13 protein-coding genes are annotated in these 14,497 nt (G+C 69.6%); 5 read left to right on the top strand and 8 right to left on the bottom strand.

What is annotated here, in order from left to right:
* Positions 1–70 precede the first annotated feature (70 nt).
* The gene (locus VF612_RS06485; RefSeq protein WP_408659034.1) at positions 71–880 is read left to right on the top strand and encodes a biotin--[acetyl-CoA-carboxylase] ligase; all 810 of its coding nucleotides are present in this window, start codon (positions 71–73) and stop codon (positions 878–880) included.
* Positions 881–912: 32 nt separating this feature from the next.
* The gene (locus VF612_RS06480; protein WP_408659033.1) at positions 913–1,446 is read left to right on the top strand and encodes a PH domain-containing protein; all 534 of its coding nucleotides are present in this window, start codon (positions 913–915) and stop codon (positions 1,444–1,446) included.
* Positions 1,447–1,456: 10 nt separating this feature from the next.
* Here the strand turns inward: VF612_RS06480 and VF612_RS06475 are convergent, their stop codons facing one another.
* From VF612_RS06475 to VF612_RS06440, 8 genes are all read right to left on the bottom strand, one after another.
* Positions 1,457–2,416 (bottom strand): hypothetical protein, encoded by a 960-nt coding sequence (locus VF612_RS06475; protein ID WP_408659032.1) that lies wholly within the window; start codon positions 2,414–2,416, stop codon positions 1,457–1,459.
* Positions 2,373–4,049 (bottom strand): hypothetical protein, encoded by a 1,677-nt coding sequence (locus tag VF612_RS06470; protein ID WP_408659031.1) that lies wholly within the window; start codon positions 4,047–4,049, stop codon positions 2,373–2,375. Before VF612_RS06470 ends, VF612_RS06475 begins: the two co-directional genes overlap by 44 nt.
* Before the next feature lie 154 nt (positions 4,050–4,203).
* On the bottom strand, positions 4,204–4,815 hold the full coding sequence (locus VF612_RS06465) for a LysE family translocator (RefSeq protein WP_408659030.1): 612 nt from the start codon (positions 4,813–4,815) through the stop codon (positions 4,204–4,206).
* 80 nt (positions 4,816–4,895) lie between these two features.
* The gene (locus VF612_RS06460) at positions 4,896–6,149 is read right to left on the bottom strand and encodes an aspartate kinase (protein WP_408659029.1); all 1,254 of its coding nucleotides are present in this window, start codon (positions 6,147–6,149) and stop codon (positions 4,896–4,898) included.
* 36 nt (positions 6,150–6,185) lie between these two features.
* Positions 6,186–9,185: a non-ribosomal peptide synthetase gene (locus VF612_RS06455; protein ID WP_408659028.1), complete on the bottom strand. Its 3,000-nt coding sequence runs from the start codon at positions 9,183–9,185 to the stop codon at positions 6,186–6,188.
* Positions 9,182–9,919: a sulfotransferase family protein gene (locus tag VF612_RS06450; RefSeq protein WP_408659027.1), complete on the bottom strand. Its 738-nt coding sequence runs from the start codon at positions 9,917–9,919 to the stop codon at positions 9,182–9,184. Before VF612_RS06450 ends, VF612_RS06455 begins: the two co-directional genes overlap by 4 nt.
* Before the next feature lie 12 nt (positions 9,920–9,931).
* Complete coding sequence (locus VF612_RS06445; RefSeq protein WP_408659026.1) at positions 9,932–10,915, bottom strand: aldo/keto reductase; 984 nt, start codon at positions 10,913–10,915, stop codon at positions 9,932–9,934.
* A 4-nt stretch (positions 10,916–10,919) separates the two neighbouring features.
* Complete coding sequence (locus tag VF612_RS06440; protein ID WP_408659025.1) at positions 10,920–12,119, bottom strand: argininosuccinate synthase domain-containing protein; 1,200 nt, start codon at positions 12,117–12,119, stop codon at positions 10,920–10,922.
* 204 nt (positions 12,120–12,323) lie between these two features.
* Between VF612_RS06440 and VF612_RS06435 the strand changes: the two genes are divergently transcribed.
* From VF612_RS06435 to cysD, 3 genes are all read left to right on the top strand, one after another.
* Entirely contained in the window at positions 12,324–13,343 is a 1,020-nt protein-coding gene (locus VF612_RS06435) for a sensor histidine kinase (protein WP_408659024.1), read from the top strand.
* Complete coding sequence (locus VF612_RS06430) at positions 13,340–13,996, top strand: LuxR C-terminal-related transcriptional regulator (protein WP_408659023.1); 657 nt, start codon at positions 13,340–13,342, stop codon at positions 13,994–13,996. The genes VF612_RS06435 and VF612_RS06430 overlap by 4 nt, the downstream gene beginning before the upstream one ends.
* Positions 13,997–14,082: 86 nt before the next feature.
* On the top strand, positions 14,083–14,497 hold a 415-nt coding region (gene cysD, locus VF612_RS06425), incomplete at its 3' end, for a sulfate adenylyltransferase subunit CysD (protein WP_408659022.1).

The following is a 14,497-nucleotide window of genomic DNA, read 5'->3' as shown; positions in this document are numbered from 1 at the left end:
GAGTGACCGACCTCGCGGCCGCCTCACGCGTTTTGCCCCGCCAACGGAACTCCGCGGCCACAATGAGGTCATGACCCGCCCAGCGGAGCAGTTGCGGCAGCCGGTGGACGCCGATGCCGTCACCGCCCGGCTGGCCGGCCGGTGGTTGGTCGAGGCGGTGGCCGAGACCGGCTCCACCAATGCCGACCTGCTGGCCGCCGCGGCTGCCGGCGCCGCCGCGGGCACCGTGCTGGTCGCCGAGCTGCAGACCGGAGGCCGGGGGCGGCTGGGCCGCAGCTGGGAGTCCCCGCCCGGCGCCGGGCTGACCTTCTCGGTGCTGCTGCGGCCGGCGCCGCCGGTCTCGACGTGGGGCTGGCTGCCGTTGCTGACCGGGCTGGCGCTGGCCCGCGCCCTGGGCTCCCAGGCCCGGCTGAAGTGGCCGAACGACCTGCTGCTCGGCGCGCGGGGCGGCAAGGCAGCCGGCATCCTCGTGCAGTCCGGCGACGGCGCGGTGGCCGTCGGCGTGGGCCTGAACGTCTCGACCCGCCAGGAGGAGCTGCCGGTCGAGACGGCCACCTCCCTGCTGCTCGAAGGCCATCGGGAGCTGGACCGCGCTGAGTTGCTGGTGGGCTTCCTGGGCAGGTTCGACGGCGTGTACACCGCCTGGCAGGCGCACGGTGGGGACGCCCGATCCAGCGGATTGGCCGACGGATACCGCGCCGTGTGCGCGACCCTGGACAGCGAGGTCTCGGTCGAGTTGGGTAGCCACACGCTGATCGGCCGGGCGGTGGATCTCGATGATGGCGGAAGGTTGCTGGTGCAGCCGGCAGGTGGCGGCGCACCGGTCGGCGTCGCTGCCGGTGATGTGACCCATTTGCGTGGGATTATTCGTGAGCGTTAAACCAAACGCGCGGATCTTTGAAGGGTTGTCAGATGCCGTATCCGGAGAAGCTGCTCAACGACGATGAAGAGGTCGTCGAGCACCTGCACCCACACTGGCTGACGCTGGTTCCATCGGTGCTGGCCTTCTTGGTGATCTGCGCGCTGGGCGGTGTCGGCCTTGCCTTCCTGCCGGACGGCGGCGACAACCAGACTGCCCGCCAGGCCCTGCTGCTGGCGATCCTGGCGGTCGGACTGGTGCTGCTGGTCTGGTTGGCCCTGGCCCCGGTGATCCGCTGGCGGTGCACCCACTACGTCATCACCACCCGGCGGGTGCTGATCCGGCGCGGGGTGTTCAATCACTCCGGACGCGACATCACGCTGGGCCGGATCAGCGACGTGGCCTACGAGCAGACGCTGTGGGACCGGCTCTTCCGGTCCGGCACCCTGCACATCGAATCGGCCGGCGAGAACGGGCAGGAGACGCTGGTCAACATCCCCCGGGCCAACGACGTCCAGCAGACCCTGAACCGGCTCATCGAGGCCGATACCAGCAGGCGGGAGTATCCGCGGCCGACCGCCGGCTGAGGCGCGATCCTCAGGAGCTGACCGGCCGCGGCCGGCTGGGCATCGGCCGCCTCGGTGGCACGGGTGATCGGGATTCGGCTGGTTCGGCGGCGGGCTCCTCTTCGAAGCCTTCACTTGCCGGCCCGCTCGAGCCCGGGCCGGTCAGCGTCGCCAGCATCTGCCGGACGTTGGCCAGCTGGACGTTGATGCTGTCCCGGCGCTGGGTGGCGGCAGCCAGCTCGCGCTCGGAGTCGGCGTGGATCCGGTCAGCGCGGGCGACGGCGTCGGCGACGAGTTGCTCGGCCTTGCGCTCGGCCTCGGCGATCAGGGTGGCGGCCTCACGGGCGGCCGCGGCTGCGGCGTGCTCCGTCTCGGCGCGTAGTTGGTCGGCGTGCTCGCGGGTGATGGCCAGTTGCCGTTCGGCGATCGCGGTGCGCTGCCGCAGATCGTGCTCGACCTTGGTCCGGCGCTGGGCGAGCTGCTGCTCGAAGTCGTTGGCCGCCTGCGCCGCCTGGGCACGCTGGCCCTCGTAGATGGCTTCGGCCTCGGCCCGGCGGGCAGCGGCGTGCCGGTTGGCCTCGTCGATGATCTGGTCGGCGCCGCGCCTGGCCTCGTCCAGGATGCGGGTCGCGTCCTGGTCCGCGCTGGTCCTGGTCTGCTCGGCGTACCGGTCGGCCTCGGCCATGATGCGGGCGCTGGCGGCGTCCAGCTCGAGGAGCCTGCGGTTGACCTCGGCGGCCGCCGCGCCGCGCAGCTCGTCGGCCTCGTCGCTGGCCAGGGTGAGGATCTGCCCGATCCGAGCGCCGAAATCAGCGAAGCTCGGCTTGCTGGGGTACGGGTCGGGATCGGCAGGCGGCCGGGCTGCCGCTTCGGAGGCGGTCAGCTCCTCGACCCGGCGGGTCAGCTCGGCTGCCTGCTGCTCGGCGGCGGCAGCGGCGGCCATCAGCTCAGCCACCCGGCGGTCGACCTCGGCGGGGTCGTAGCCACGCATTACCGTCCGGAACGCTTCGTTGCTGTTCTGGATCATCCGCCGCTCTCATCATCTGCTCGAGTAGGAAGGTGCTGTCGACGTCGGCGATGTCGCGGGCGTCGCCTGGTACCTCGACCGGCTGCTGCTCGACGGTCCGGTCCGTGCCCTGGTGCGTGATCAGCCAGCTCGGCACCGCGAGGCGGTCTACCGACACCTCGGCGGCCGCGGTCTCGATCGGTTCGGACGCCGAGACGGATTCGGACGCTTCGATGGCCGAGGCGGGGTCGGGCGCATCGATGGCCGACACGACCTCGGATGCCGGAGCAGCTGCCCCCGGTACAGGCGCATCGCCCGGGCCGGCCAGTGCCGCGATCACCCCGGACAGCTGTCCGAGCTCGGCGGCGATGGCATCGCGTCGCTCGGCCAGCAGCGCGACCTCGGCACGGGCCTCCGCCAGCAGCTGGCAGGCCTGGGCGCGCAGGTCCTCGGCCTCGGCGCGGGCGTCGCTGATCAGCATGCTGGCCTCGGCCTTGGCCGCGCGGCGCACCTCGTACATCTCGCGCTGGGACTGCCCGACCTGCTCGGCGACCTGCTCGCGAACCGCGCGAGCGCCCGCTTCGGCCTCGGCCAGCCGCCGCTCGGCGCGGTCGTAGTGACCGACGGTGGCCTCCTCGGCCTGGGCGAGAGCATCCGCGGCCTGCTGCCGCGCCTGGGCCAGGACGGCGGTCGCTTCGACCGCCGCCTCGGTCAGCAGCCGCTCGCGGACCTCGGCCGCGGCGAGCATCTCGTGCTCCAGCTGGCTGCGCCGCTGCCGCAGCTTCTCCGATGCCGACGCCAGCACCCCGCTGACCCGGAGCCGGACGTGGCGCAGCGCGGCAGCCGCCTCGGCATGCGCCTGGCCGCGGATCCGGTCGGCCTCCAGGTGCGCGGCTCCTACCAGGCTGGTGACCGTCTGCTGCGCCCAGGCGGTCTGCTCGGCGACGGCGGCCAGCTCACGGGCCGCCTCGTCCCGAGCCCGGTCGAGCAGGGCGGCAGCCTCCTCGGCGGCGGCAAGACGGAGACCTGCCGAGTCGCGTTCGGCCTGCTCGAGGCGATCCTGGGCGGTGCTGAGCAGCAGGACCGCCTGCTGCTGTGCCTGGTCGAGCACGCCGGCGGCGTGTTGGTCGGCCGCGGTCCGGATCTCGGCGGCTTCGGCGTGCGCGACGGCGAGCAGCTCACGCAGCTCGCGTTCGTGCTCGCTCCAGGACCGGGTCAGATCGGCTGCCAGGTGGGCGTGCCGCTGCTCGGCCTCACGCTGGGCGCCGAGCAGGATCTGCTCGGCCTGGGCGCGGAACGCCGTGGCGGTCAGCTTGGCCTGCTCCCGCTCCTGCTCGGCCTCGGTCCGGGCTTCGGCCAGGATCGACTCGGCGGCCTGCTCCGCAGCGGCCGCGACCAGCATCGCCTGATCGGTGGCGTCGCGGATCAGCGTCTGCGCTTCGCTGTGGGCCTCGGCCAATCGGGCGCGGGCGGCCGCGAGCTTGTGCTGAGCGGCTGCCAGGGCATCCTCGGCTGCCGCCTGCGTCGGATCGGACGCCGGCAGCTCGCCGGTTGCCGGCAGGTCCTCGGACGGGAATGCCGGGACGCCGGTTCCGCCCGGTGCCGCGTCGTCCCGCATGTCGCAGATAGTCGCAGAAGATTGCCGCCTGAACGCCGATCGCAGCGTGATGTCGCAGCACCTATTCGCCGCAGATGGGTGCTTATTTACGGTGAGTCAGCACCGCTCTCAGAGCGTCACCAGAATCGTCGATGAAGGGCGGCTGCGATCGAACTCAGGTGATCATCAATTCGATTACCACCGCAATCGCCAGAGCGGCGAAGACCCCACCGGCAGCACGGTCCAGGTTCGTGCGGATGCCGGGCCGCCGGCCCAGCAGGTCACGGGCGCCACCGGCCGCCACCCCGACCACGGCGTCCACTATCCAGCCGACCGCCTGCATGATCAGGCCCAGCACGACGAATTGCAGAATGACCGAACCGTTATCGGCGTCGACGAACTGCGGCAGAAAGGCCGTGAAGAACAACGCCATTTTGGGATTTGCCAGGTTGGTCATCGTGCCGCGCCAGAACATTCGCTGGCCGTAATCGCCGGCGTTGTCCTCGGCGTGTTTACCGGCGCTGCGCCAGGTGTCCCACGCGAGGTAGGCGAGATAGCAGGCGCCGGCCACCCGGAGCCCGGTGGAGATCTCCGGGAGCTCGGTGACCAGGGTGCCGAGCCCGAAGGCGGTGATCAGAACCCAGACCGTCACACCGGCGCTGACGCCCGTTGCCGCCAGCAGCGCCCCACGGCGGCCTCGCGACAGTCCGGAGGCCATCACGAAAGCCATGTCCGGACCGGGCGCCACGCAGATCACCACCACGGCGATGAGGAAGGGCCCGAGCACTGATGCGGTCAACATCGTGCCTCCTCGTCGCCCGAATCACCCGAATCACCATAACAGTTGGGCCGTCCCGGCCGCCTGTGTCAGGTTGTGCGGTCCATTCCGAACGTGCTGTGCAGCGCCCGCACCACCGAGGGCAGCGCAGCTGAGCTGGTGGTCACCGAGATCGCCTTGTCCGAGGCGGTGATGGAGTAGGCGGGGGCGTCGGCCGCCAGCAGCGCCTGGATGAACTCCGATGTCGTGGTCGGGTCCGACCGCATCCCCCTGCCCACCACGGAGACCGAGCCGACCTTGTCGTCGTAGCTCAGGGAGCTGAAGTTGAGCGCCTGCTGGGTGGCCATCAGCGCCGAGGCTGCCCGCGGCCCGTCCCCGCCCTCGAGGGTGATCGTCACGTCGAAGTTGCCGGTCATCGGATTCACCGGGCTGGCATGCAGGTTCTCGATCGGCACCCCGACCTCGGCCACGGTGCGCACCAGCGGGGCGACGCTGTCCGGCCCGATGTCGGCGACGGCATGCACGACCAGGCTGGCCCGCGAGGCGTCGTGGGCGATCCCAGAGATGACCCTGCTGAACGGCGACCGCTCGGCATCGTGCTCGCCGCCGCGCCTGGCGCTGACCCAGGTCCCCGGCTCCTCCGACATCGACGACCGGACGTGGATGACGACCTGGCAGTTGCGCGCGTACTCCACGCATCGATCGTGCAGCACCTTGCAGCCGTGCGCGGCGAGCTCGAGCATGTCGTCGTACCCGAGCCAGTCCAGTTTGACCGCGTCCGGGACCAGCCGCGGGTCGGCGGTGTAGACCCCCTCGACGTCGGTGTAGATCTCGCACACCTCGGCCCCGAGCGCTGCGGCCAACGCGACGGCGGTGGTGTCCGAGCCGCCCCTGCCCAGCGTCGTGACCTCGCCCGAGCGCTCGGCCACGCCCTGGAAGCCGGCCACCAGAACGACCTTGCCGTCGGCGAGTGCTCGGCGTACCGCGTCGGCCCTGACCCGCAGGATCCGGGCATAGCCATGGACCTCGTTGGTGATGATGCCGGCCTGGGCTCCGGTGAACGACTGCGCCGCGATGCCCGCGGCGTTGAGGCTGATGGCCAGCAACGTCATCGAGGTGATCTCACCGGTGGCCAGCAGCAGGTCGTTCTCGCGGGGGTCGGGCGAGCTCGTCAGCTGCCGGCTGAGGTCGAGCAAGTGGTCGGTGGTGTCGCCCATCGCCGACACCACCACGACCAACTGGTGCCCGGCTTGGGCGGTAGCGGCTATCCGGCGGGTGACCCTCGCCATCGCATCAAGGTCAGCCAGCGACGACCCACCGTACTTCTGGACGATCGTGGCCATGTTCGACCTCTTCCTTTTCTTGCCAGCGGTTGATCCCTACCGGACAACAGCAGTCGCGCCTCGGCACCAGGTCTCCAGCACCGCGGCGTCGATCTCGGGCCAGGTGAGGCCCACTTGGTCGCAGCGCGCCACGAAGTTGTGCCGGTAGGCCGGCGAGGTCGAGGTGAAGAACTGATCAGCCAGCACCGCCAGCTCGTCCCTCGGCCGTTCCGGCAGGATCAGCCCGAGCTTCTGCAGCGCCTGCGGCGCGTCCTTCTCCTTCGATGCGTCCTGGAGCCGCTCCCAGAACTCGCCGTAGCTGACCTCCTTCAGGCCGGCTATGACACTCAACCGGTCGAGCACGTCATCGAGGGCGAGGTCGTGCTTGCCGGCCACGTGGTAGCAGGCGCCGAGCGGGGCCGTCCGGTCGGCCTTGGCGATGGCCCGGCCGATGAACGCCGCCACCGCGTCGACGGGGCTGAAATCACTGGCTGCCCCGGTGCGGAACACCATTCCGAGTTGCCGACACCCCTCCAGCAGCATCTCGGTCAGGCTGCCGGTATGGCTCGGGATGCCGGTCGAGGTATGCGGCATCACCTCGCCGAGCCGGTAGATGTGCACGGCCAGACCCTGATCGCGAGCGGCCATCAACAGCTTCTCGGCGCACCACTTGCTCTGGCTGTAGCCGTCAGCCGGCAGATTCTCCTCGACCAGGCAGGTGTCCTCGTCCACCGCCGTGCCACGCGGCAGGACGCTGAGGGTGGACAGGTGGTGGATCGCCTTGGGCGGCCCGCAGCGCGCCAGCTCGATCAATGCCCGCACGCTGGCCACATTCGTCGCCCGCAGCTTCGCATACGGCGTCACCAGGTTCACCTGGGCGCCCGAGTGGACGATCGCATCGACGCTGTCGGCCAGCGCGGTGTGACGCTCATCCGATAGCCCCAGTCGCGGCAGCGCGAGATCGCCGACCTCGATCCGGACCCGCGGATCGTCGAGCAGGTCGGGGAGCTGGTAGTAGCTCAGCCGCGAGCTCAGCAACTGGTGCGCTGCCTGCCGGTCCTCAGCGCGTACCAGGCAGCTGATCGTGGCAGTGGTCTCGCGCAGCAACGACTCGATCAGGTGGACGCCGATGAAGCCGGAGGCGCCGGTCAGGAGGATGGAACGGGGCGGGCTGCTCGGCGGCGGACGCCACTCCGACCACGCATCCAGGTGCTGGTCGGCGAGCACCTGCTCGGCAGGATGCGGGGCCTGTTCGCCTTCGGATTCCAGCAATGCCACCTGGGCTGCCACCGTCGGATGAGCGGCGATGTCGTGCACGGTGATCGGACGCCGGAACTCGGCACGCAAGGCAAGCGCGAGGCGCTGGGCCGACAGGGAAGTGCCACCGAGGTCGAAGAGCGAGGTGTCCGGGTCGTGGCCGCCCAGGGGCAGGATCTCGGCCCACACCCGCTCGATCCGGGCTCGAACCCCGTCACTCGCGGCCTGGCGGTCACGCCTGGCTTCGGCCTCTCGGACGAAGGCCGCCAGCGCTCGCCGGTCCGCTTTGCCGTTCGCCGACAGCGGCAATTGCTCCAGCCGGACGAACCGGTCGGGCACGAACTCGGGGGGCAACACCGAACGAGCGGCGTCGAGCAGCTCCGTCGTCACCGGGTGGTCGCTGATCACCGCGGCGATCAGTTGGGCGCGATCGAGCTCGCCGTCGGCGAAGACCTTGGCCTCCCGGATGCCCGGCAGCCGGGTGAGAGCAACTTCCACCTCGGTCGGCTCGATCCGTACGCCGCGCAGCTTGATCTGGTCATCGGCGCGGCCGACGAAGTACAGCAGGCCGTCCTCGCGGTACTGCGCCAGGTCACCGGTGCGGTACAGGCGCTCGCCGGGAATCTCCGGAAAGGGATTGGCGATGAAGCTGCGCGCGGTGCGTTCGGGGTCGGCGAGGTAGCCGTAGCCCACGCAGTCCCCGCCGATCAGCAGCTCCCCGGTCTGGCCGGGACCCAGCGGGCTCAGGTCGTCATCGACGATGACGACCGAGGTGTTGTCGATCGGAAAGCCGATGGGGATCTCCGCGCCGTCGCCGGGCGGTTGCCGGAAGGTGTGGAAGACGCTGCCGATGGAGGCCTCGGTCGGGCCGTAGGTGTTGGTGAACTCCACGTGCGGCAGCACCTCGTGGAACCGGCGGACAGCGGCGCCATTGATGGCCTCGCCACCGAGGAGCACCCGGCGAAGGCTCGACGCCTGCTGTGCCAGCTCGGCATCGGCGTGCACCAGATCGGCCAGCACCGCGAAGATGGACGGCACGAAGTCGGTGATGGTGACGCCGTGCCGACCGATCTGGCGCACCGTCTGCTCCAGATCCAGCAGGCCCTGACGAACCGGCATCACCACCGTGCCGCCGGAGGTCAGCGGCCAGAGCAGCTGCCACAACGACGAGTCGAACACCGAGCGGCTGTTCTGCAGCGCGACATGCCCGCCGCCGAACAACCGGGTCATGGTGGTGAAGCGGTTCAGCAGGCCACGATGGTGGTTGAGCGTGCACTTGGGCAGGCCGGTGGTCCCTGAGGTGAAGAATCCGTAGAAGATGTCGGGCCGTTCCGGGCGTGGCACATCAGGCCGGTCGGCCGCGCCGCTGAGAAGCCCGGCATCGATGTAGACCCGCCGTCCGGCGGACGTGGCTGATTCCGGGGTGCGCGGACCGGCGACCAGCAGATCCGTCTGCAGCGTCGTCAGCAATGCGGCGGTCCGGTCGGCAGGCCAGCGAGGGTCCATCGGCACGAACGGGATGCCGGCCTTCATGGCGGCCAGGATGGCCAGCGGCAGCTCCAGGCCGTCGGACACCAGCAGCGGCAGCAGCCGGCCCGGCTGCGCGCCCTGCTCCAGCAGGTTGGCGGCCAACTCATTGGCCAACCGGTCGACCTGGTGGTAGCTCAGCTCCTGATCGCCGTAGACCACGGCGATGGCGTCCGGGGAGATGAGGACCTGCTGATCGATGAGGTCGAGCGAGGTCTCTTCGGCCGGGTAGGGCCGGCTCAGGCCGTTGAGCGCCCGGTAGGCCGCTGTCACGGCTGGCTGCCCGTCGTGGTGAGGCTGAAGCTCCGCAGCTGCTGGTAGAACGGCAGGTGGTATTCGAGGTAGCCGGCGAGCCGCTCGTTGTTGTCGGTGGTCACTGCGTAGCTGCGCTCGACAGGCTGGAATGTGGTGCTGGCCGCGGCGTCCTGGTGCCAGCGATTGGTCGCCGCCCACTCCGGACGCTCGGCCGGGGTCCAGCTCAGCGCCTCCGGGCGCTCGGCCAGACCCACCCGGCGGCAGTACGCCGAGACCACGCCGGCCGGGTCGCGCACCAGCTGGTCGGCATCGACGACGACCGGCGTGACGCCGGTCTCGCGGCGCACGAGCTCGAAGATCTCAGCGAGGTACTCGAAGCCGATCTCGTCGCAGGGCACCTTCGGGTTGAGGGCGTAGTGCGATTCGATCACTCGCCGCGGATCCCGAATGATGAACGTGTGCGTCATCTCCAGCAGCTCGGGATGCCGGGCGAACAGGCGCGCGTGCCGGTATTCGGTCGTCTCCTTGAAGAAGATCGGCTGGGCGCTGTGCCGCATGAAGGAGATGACCTCGGCGGCGCCGCGCAAGGTGCGGCCCGCGACTTCGACCGGCTGGTCGTTGGCGCAGGCGTAGAACGGTTCGTGGATCAGGCAGAACTCATCGCGCTCGGCCATCATCCGGAAGAACGCAGTCGACATCGACCGCGGCGCGCTCCACAGTCCGAGTGGCGCCGCGGTGGTTACCTGGGCCATGGTTTCTCCTTGTTATTGGGACCATTCGGTCGGTTCGCGGTCCCAGCGGTGCGCACGCAAGGTCGTCATCAGCTCATCGGACAGCGGCTGGCCATCGCTGCTGGCGATGTTGCGCCGTACGTGCTCGCTGCGGCGCATCCCTGGGATCACCGTTGCCACATCAGGGTTTGCGAGGATGAAGCGCAGGGCGATGTCGGCGAGATTGGCATCCGGCGGCAGGTCAGCCTTCAACGCCTCCACCTTCGTGACCGAGGACTCCAGGTTCTCCGGAACGAAGTAGGAGGCCCGCCAGTCGTCGGGACTGAAGGTGGTCTCGCGGGTGATCGCTCCGGTCAGCGTTCCCTCGTCGAAGGGCACTCGCGCGATCACGGCGACGTCGTGGGCCCGGCACGCCGGGAACAGGGTGTCCTCGGGCGCCTGGTCGAAGATGTTGTAGATGACCTGGACGCTGTCGATCAGCCCGCTCTCGACCGCCCGGACCCCGTTCCAGGGCTCCCACCGGTTGATGCTGATGCCGATGCCCTCGGCGAGGCCCGCGGACCTGATCCGGGCTATCGACTCGAGCCACTCGTCGTTGTCGACCCAGGAGTCCTCCCAGACGTGGTACTGGAGCAGGTCCACGCGGTCCACGCCGAGGTTGGCGAGCGACTTGTCGAGGTACTCGGCCACGTAGTCGTAGGGGAACACATCCGACAGCAGCGAGGCGCGCGTCGAGGGCCAGGCGCGGTCCTTGGGCGGCACCTTGGTCGCTGCGTAGAGCCGCTGCCCGGAGTTGTCCTTGAGCAGGCGGCCGAGGAGTTGCTCGCTGTGGCCACGGCCGTAGATCCAGGCCGTGTCGAAGAAGTTGCAGCCGAGATCGACTGCCAGCTGCAGCGCCTCCAGGCTTTCCTGGTCATCGGCGCCCTGCCAGCCACCCGGCCCGGCGCCCACCCCCCACATGCCGTAGCCGACCTCGCTCACCGACCAGCCGAGCCGGCCGAACGTGCGGTTGTCCATTGCCTCAGCTCCCGTTCCAGGCAGCGCTGGACACGGTCAGCGGGCCCGACGCCCAGTTGTGACCAGTGCCGGCGAACCTGCGTTGATGAACCACTTGCGCGGCGTGGTCGACATCCTTGATGGCGCGGCCGATCACCGCGCCCTTGTAGATCTCCAGCTCGATGACGGCGTTGACCAGGCGAGCCATCTCCTCCAGGCCGGCGCGCGCCGCCCGCGCGGCCAGGGAGCCCGTCGTCGCCTCGTACACCGAGACGCCCACCACCCGGGACAGCGTGCGCCGGAGCTCGTCGGCAGCCCGGTCGGTCACCGTCTCGTAGGCCGTCCGCACCGCCGAGGACAGCAGCTGCATGCCCGGGGCCTCGTACACGCCCCGGCACTTGGTGCCGTTCACCCGGTTCTCGAAGACGTCGACCAGGCCGAGTCCGCACCGGCCCGCGATGAGGTTGGCCTGCCGCAGGAGCTCGGCCGGCGGCAGCCGCCTGCCGTCCAACTCGACCGGACGGGCGCGCTCGATGCCGATCGTCAGGGTGGTGATCGAGTCGGGGGCTTCCTCGGGAGCCACGCCCAGCTGGCGCGGCAGCGCCCGGGGAGTGGTGCGCAGATCCTCCAGCGACGCGTCCTCGTGCGAGACGCCTGCCAGATTGCCCTCGATCGAGTGTTCGGCGGTATTGCCGGGCATGGGAACCAACCCGCGGCGGTCCAGATATTCGGCCATCGCCGCCCGGTCGGGCATCTTTGCCCGCATCTCGGGATCGGTCCATGGGGCGAATACCGGTATATCGGGCAGATAACGGGCGCCATTTCGTTCGAAGCGCCGCTGATCGTTGCCACCGCCGACGCAGCCGTGGGCGAGGACCTCGCATTTGGCGTCGTGGAACTCATCCGCCAGCCCTGCCACGATAACCTCACGGGATAGGCCGGTGGTGTTCCAGTACCCGCCGTCGTAGTGACCGTCGAACGCGATCAGATCGAGCGCGGCGGTTGCCATCGCCGGCGTCAGGTCCACCGTTCGCACCGGCATCCCGCTTGCCCGCACCGTGTCGACGAAGGAATCGAACTCCGCCGGCTCGCACTGGCCGAGGTAGCCGGCCAGCCCCACCACGTCGTGCCCGTCCTCCAGCAGCCTCGCCCCGACGGCTAGGCTGGAGAGCCCGCCGGACAACGCGATGCCCACCCGCCGGCCGAAAAATTCGGAATTCTGCACGAGTCAGCCCCTCTCCGAGAACGCGGATGTCTGCCTAGTGTCTGCGTGCGCTGCCAATCTGACCTGGCGATAAACCTGCAGACAAGTCATTACCGCTATCTCTGGGCAACCAGGGCCAAAGGTAGTACTTTGACTGCACCAAAGGTGGTAGGGCCTGCTGGCGCTAAGAAAGCGCGAGCTTGATGAAACAGGAGGTCGCATTTCATGCAGGCGAAGATCGCCAATGCTGCTGCGCTGCTCCACCGAGCTGACCGGGTCGCGATCACCCAGCGGTACCTGACCGCGGCGCAGGCCACCGGGAGAGCCGGATGGGATTCCCAGGCGTGTATGCAGCGGGTGAGCTGGACCTTGGACCGGATAGCAGCCCTACTGGATGCCGAGGTCGCCCCGGAGCCGATTCCCGCTGCGGTTGGGCCCCAGCACCCACGTGCCGAGGCTCAGGAAGCGAGCCAGCTGATCTTCGACGCGGCACTCCCCACAGTCGCCGACGCGCTGGCGCGGGCCGGCGCGCCGGCGCCGGAGCTCACCGCCGCCAGAGTGGTCCACCGCGCGGTGCTGGACTGGCTGGCCGCCGTGCCCGCGCCGCGCGAGAGCCGGGCGGAGCGGCAGAACTCCGAACGCCTCCGGCTGGCCCGGCAGCTGCACGACGTGCTGGCGCCGCTGCTCGCCGTCGGGCTGCACCAGCTCGAACTCTGCGAGACCCATGCCGAATCCGCCGGCGCACAGGCGAAGGAGAAGCTGGCGGCTGCCCGCGCTGCCATCCAGGAGTCCCAGGCCGTGGTCCGCAGGCAGTGCGCCCTGCTGCGCGAGAGACCTGGGCTCGCCGAGTCGCTGCGACGGTATCTGGCCGACGCCGGGAGCAGTTGCCCGGTACGGCTCGAGCTGGCCGACGGCCTGGATTCGCTGCCCCCGCGTTACACCGACGAGCTGTTCCTGATCATCCGGGAGGCCCTGCGCAACGCGTTCACGCACTCGGCCGCCGATGAGGTGGTGGTCACCGCGGACATCTCAGCGGCAGCCGTGCTGGCTACGATCCGGGACAACGGACGCTCGTTCGTGGTGACGGCGCGCGAGGGCGCCGAGGGCGGTCAGGGGCTGACGTCGATGCGAGAACGTGCTTGGCTGCTAGGCGGATTCCTCACCATCGACAGCCGGCCAGGACAGGGTACGGTGGTTCGCCTTCGAGTCCCGCTGCCCGAACCCGATTGTGAGGTGTGGCCATGAGTGACGCTGTCGGCGTGGTGCTGGTCGATGACCATGCCCTGTTTCGGGCCGGTCTGGCCGAGCTGCTCCGCACGGTCGGCGGCCACGTCGTGCTCGGCCAGGGCGCCAGCGGGGACGAGGCGGTGGCGCTGACGCGCGAACACCGCCCGGACGTCGTGATGCTGGACGTGGAGATGCCCGGCCCGGGTGTGAGCTCGACCATCTTCGGGATCCTGCGCGAGAGCCCCGGCACCAAGGTGGTGGTGCTCACCGTCCACGACGACCCGGACGTCCTGCGGCAGGTGTTCGACGCCGGCGCATCCGGTTTCCTGGCCAAGAGCGCCGGTTGCGCGGAACTCGTCGCGGCCATCGACTCGACCCGCCGCGAGCAGGACGGCTTCCTGCTGTCGGCGTCCAGGACCACCTCCCGCGCGGTCGTGCACCGCCGGGCCGCGCCGGCCGAGAGCCCGCTCACCGCTCAGGAGCGCCGGGTGCTGGAGTTACTGGCCCAGGGCCAGCCGAATCGGCAGATCGCGATCGAGCTCTTCATCAGTGAGACCACGGTCAAAAGGCATTTGACCAACATCTATCGCAAGCTTGAAGCCACCTCGCGTCTGCAGGCAGTCAGCAAGGCCACACAAATCGGACTCCTCAGCGCCCCTTCGAGCAGGTAGCCTGCAACAGCGGGCCCCCCGGCGGCGGACAGCAGTGCGTGTGATCCGGGTATCTCCTACAGCTAGCGACGAGGCAGGGAGGCGCGATGCTGACGCATCTGCAGCAGCTTGAAGCCGAAAGCATCCACATCCTTCGGGAGGCGGTCGCCGAGAGCGAGCGACCGGTCATGCTCTACTCCGTGGGCAAGGACAGCTCGGTGATGTTGCGGCTGGCGCAGAAGGCGTTCAGCCCTTCACTGCCGCCCTTTCCGCTCCTGCATGTCGATACCACGTGGAAGTTCCGCGAGATGTACGAGTTCCGCGACAAGCTGGTGGCCGAGACGGGGATGCAGCTGCTGGTGCACCAGAACCCGGACGCCCTGGCCGCGGGCATCAACCCGTTCACCCACGGATCGGCCGTTCACACCGACATCTGGAAGACCGAGGGGCTCAAGCAGGCGCTGGACCTGCACCGCTTCGACCTGGCCTTCGGTGGCGCCCGCCGGGACGAGGAGAAGTCGC

Source organism: Jatrophihabitans sp., from assembly GCF_036388195.1.
Taxonomy (GTDB): domain Bacteria; phylum Actinomycetota; class Actinomycetes; order Mycobacteriales; family Jatrophihabitantaceae; genus Jatrophihabitans_A.
Note: the sequence above shows the minus strand (reverse complement) of the source record. Positions and strands in the feature narration are given on the sequence as shown.

Coding starts and splice junctions, on each gene's coding strand:
- VF612_RS06435 (WP_408659024.1), top strand. CDS start 12,324: ATGCAGGCGAAGATCGCCAATGCTGCTGCGCTGCTCCACCGAGCTGAC.
- VF612_RS06470 (WP_408659031.1), bottom strand. CDS start 4,049: ATGCGGGACGACGCGGCACCGGGCGGAACCGGCGTCCCGGCATTCCCG.
- VF612_RS06475 (WP_408659032.1), bottom strand. CDS start 2,416: ATGCGTGGCTACGACCCCGCCGAGGTCGACCGCCGGGTGGCTGAGCTG.
- VF612_RS06450 (WP_408659027.1), bottom strand. CDS start 9,919: ATGGCCCAGGTAACCACCGCGGCGCCACTCGGACTGTGGAGCGCGCCG.
- VF612_RS06430 (WP_408659023.1), top strand. CDS start 13,340: ATGAGTGACGCTGTCGGCGTGGTGCTGGTCGATGACCATGCCCTGTTT.
- VF612_RS06445 (WP_408659026.1), bottom strand. CDS start 10,915: ATGGACAACCGCACGTTCGGCCGGCTCGGCTGGTCGGTGAGCGAGGTC.
- VF612_RS06460 (WP_408659029.1), bottom strand. CDS start 6,149: ATGGCCACGATCGTCCAGAAGTACGGTGGGTCGTCGCTGGCTGACCTT.
- VF612_RS06480 (WP_408659033.1), top strand. CDS start 913: ATGCCGTATCCGGAGAAGCTGCTCAACGACGATGAAGAGGTCGTCGAG.
- VF612_RS06485 (WP_408659034.1), top strand. CDS start 71: ATGACCCGCCCAGCGGAGCAGTTGCGGCAGCCGGTGGACGCCGATGCC.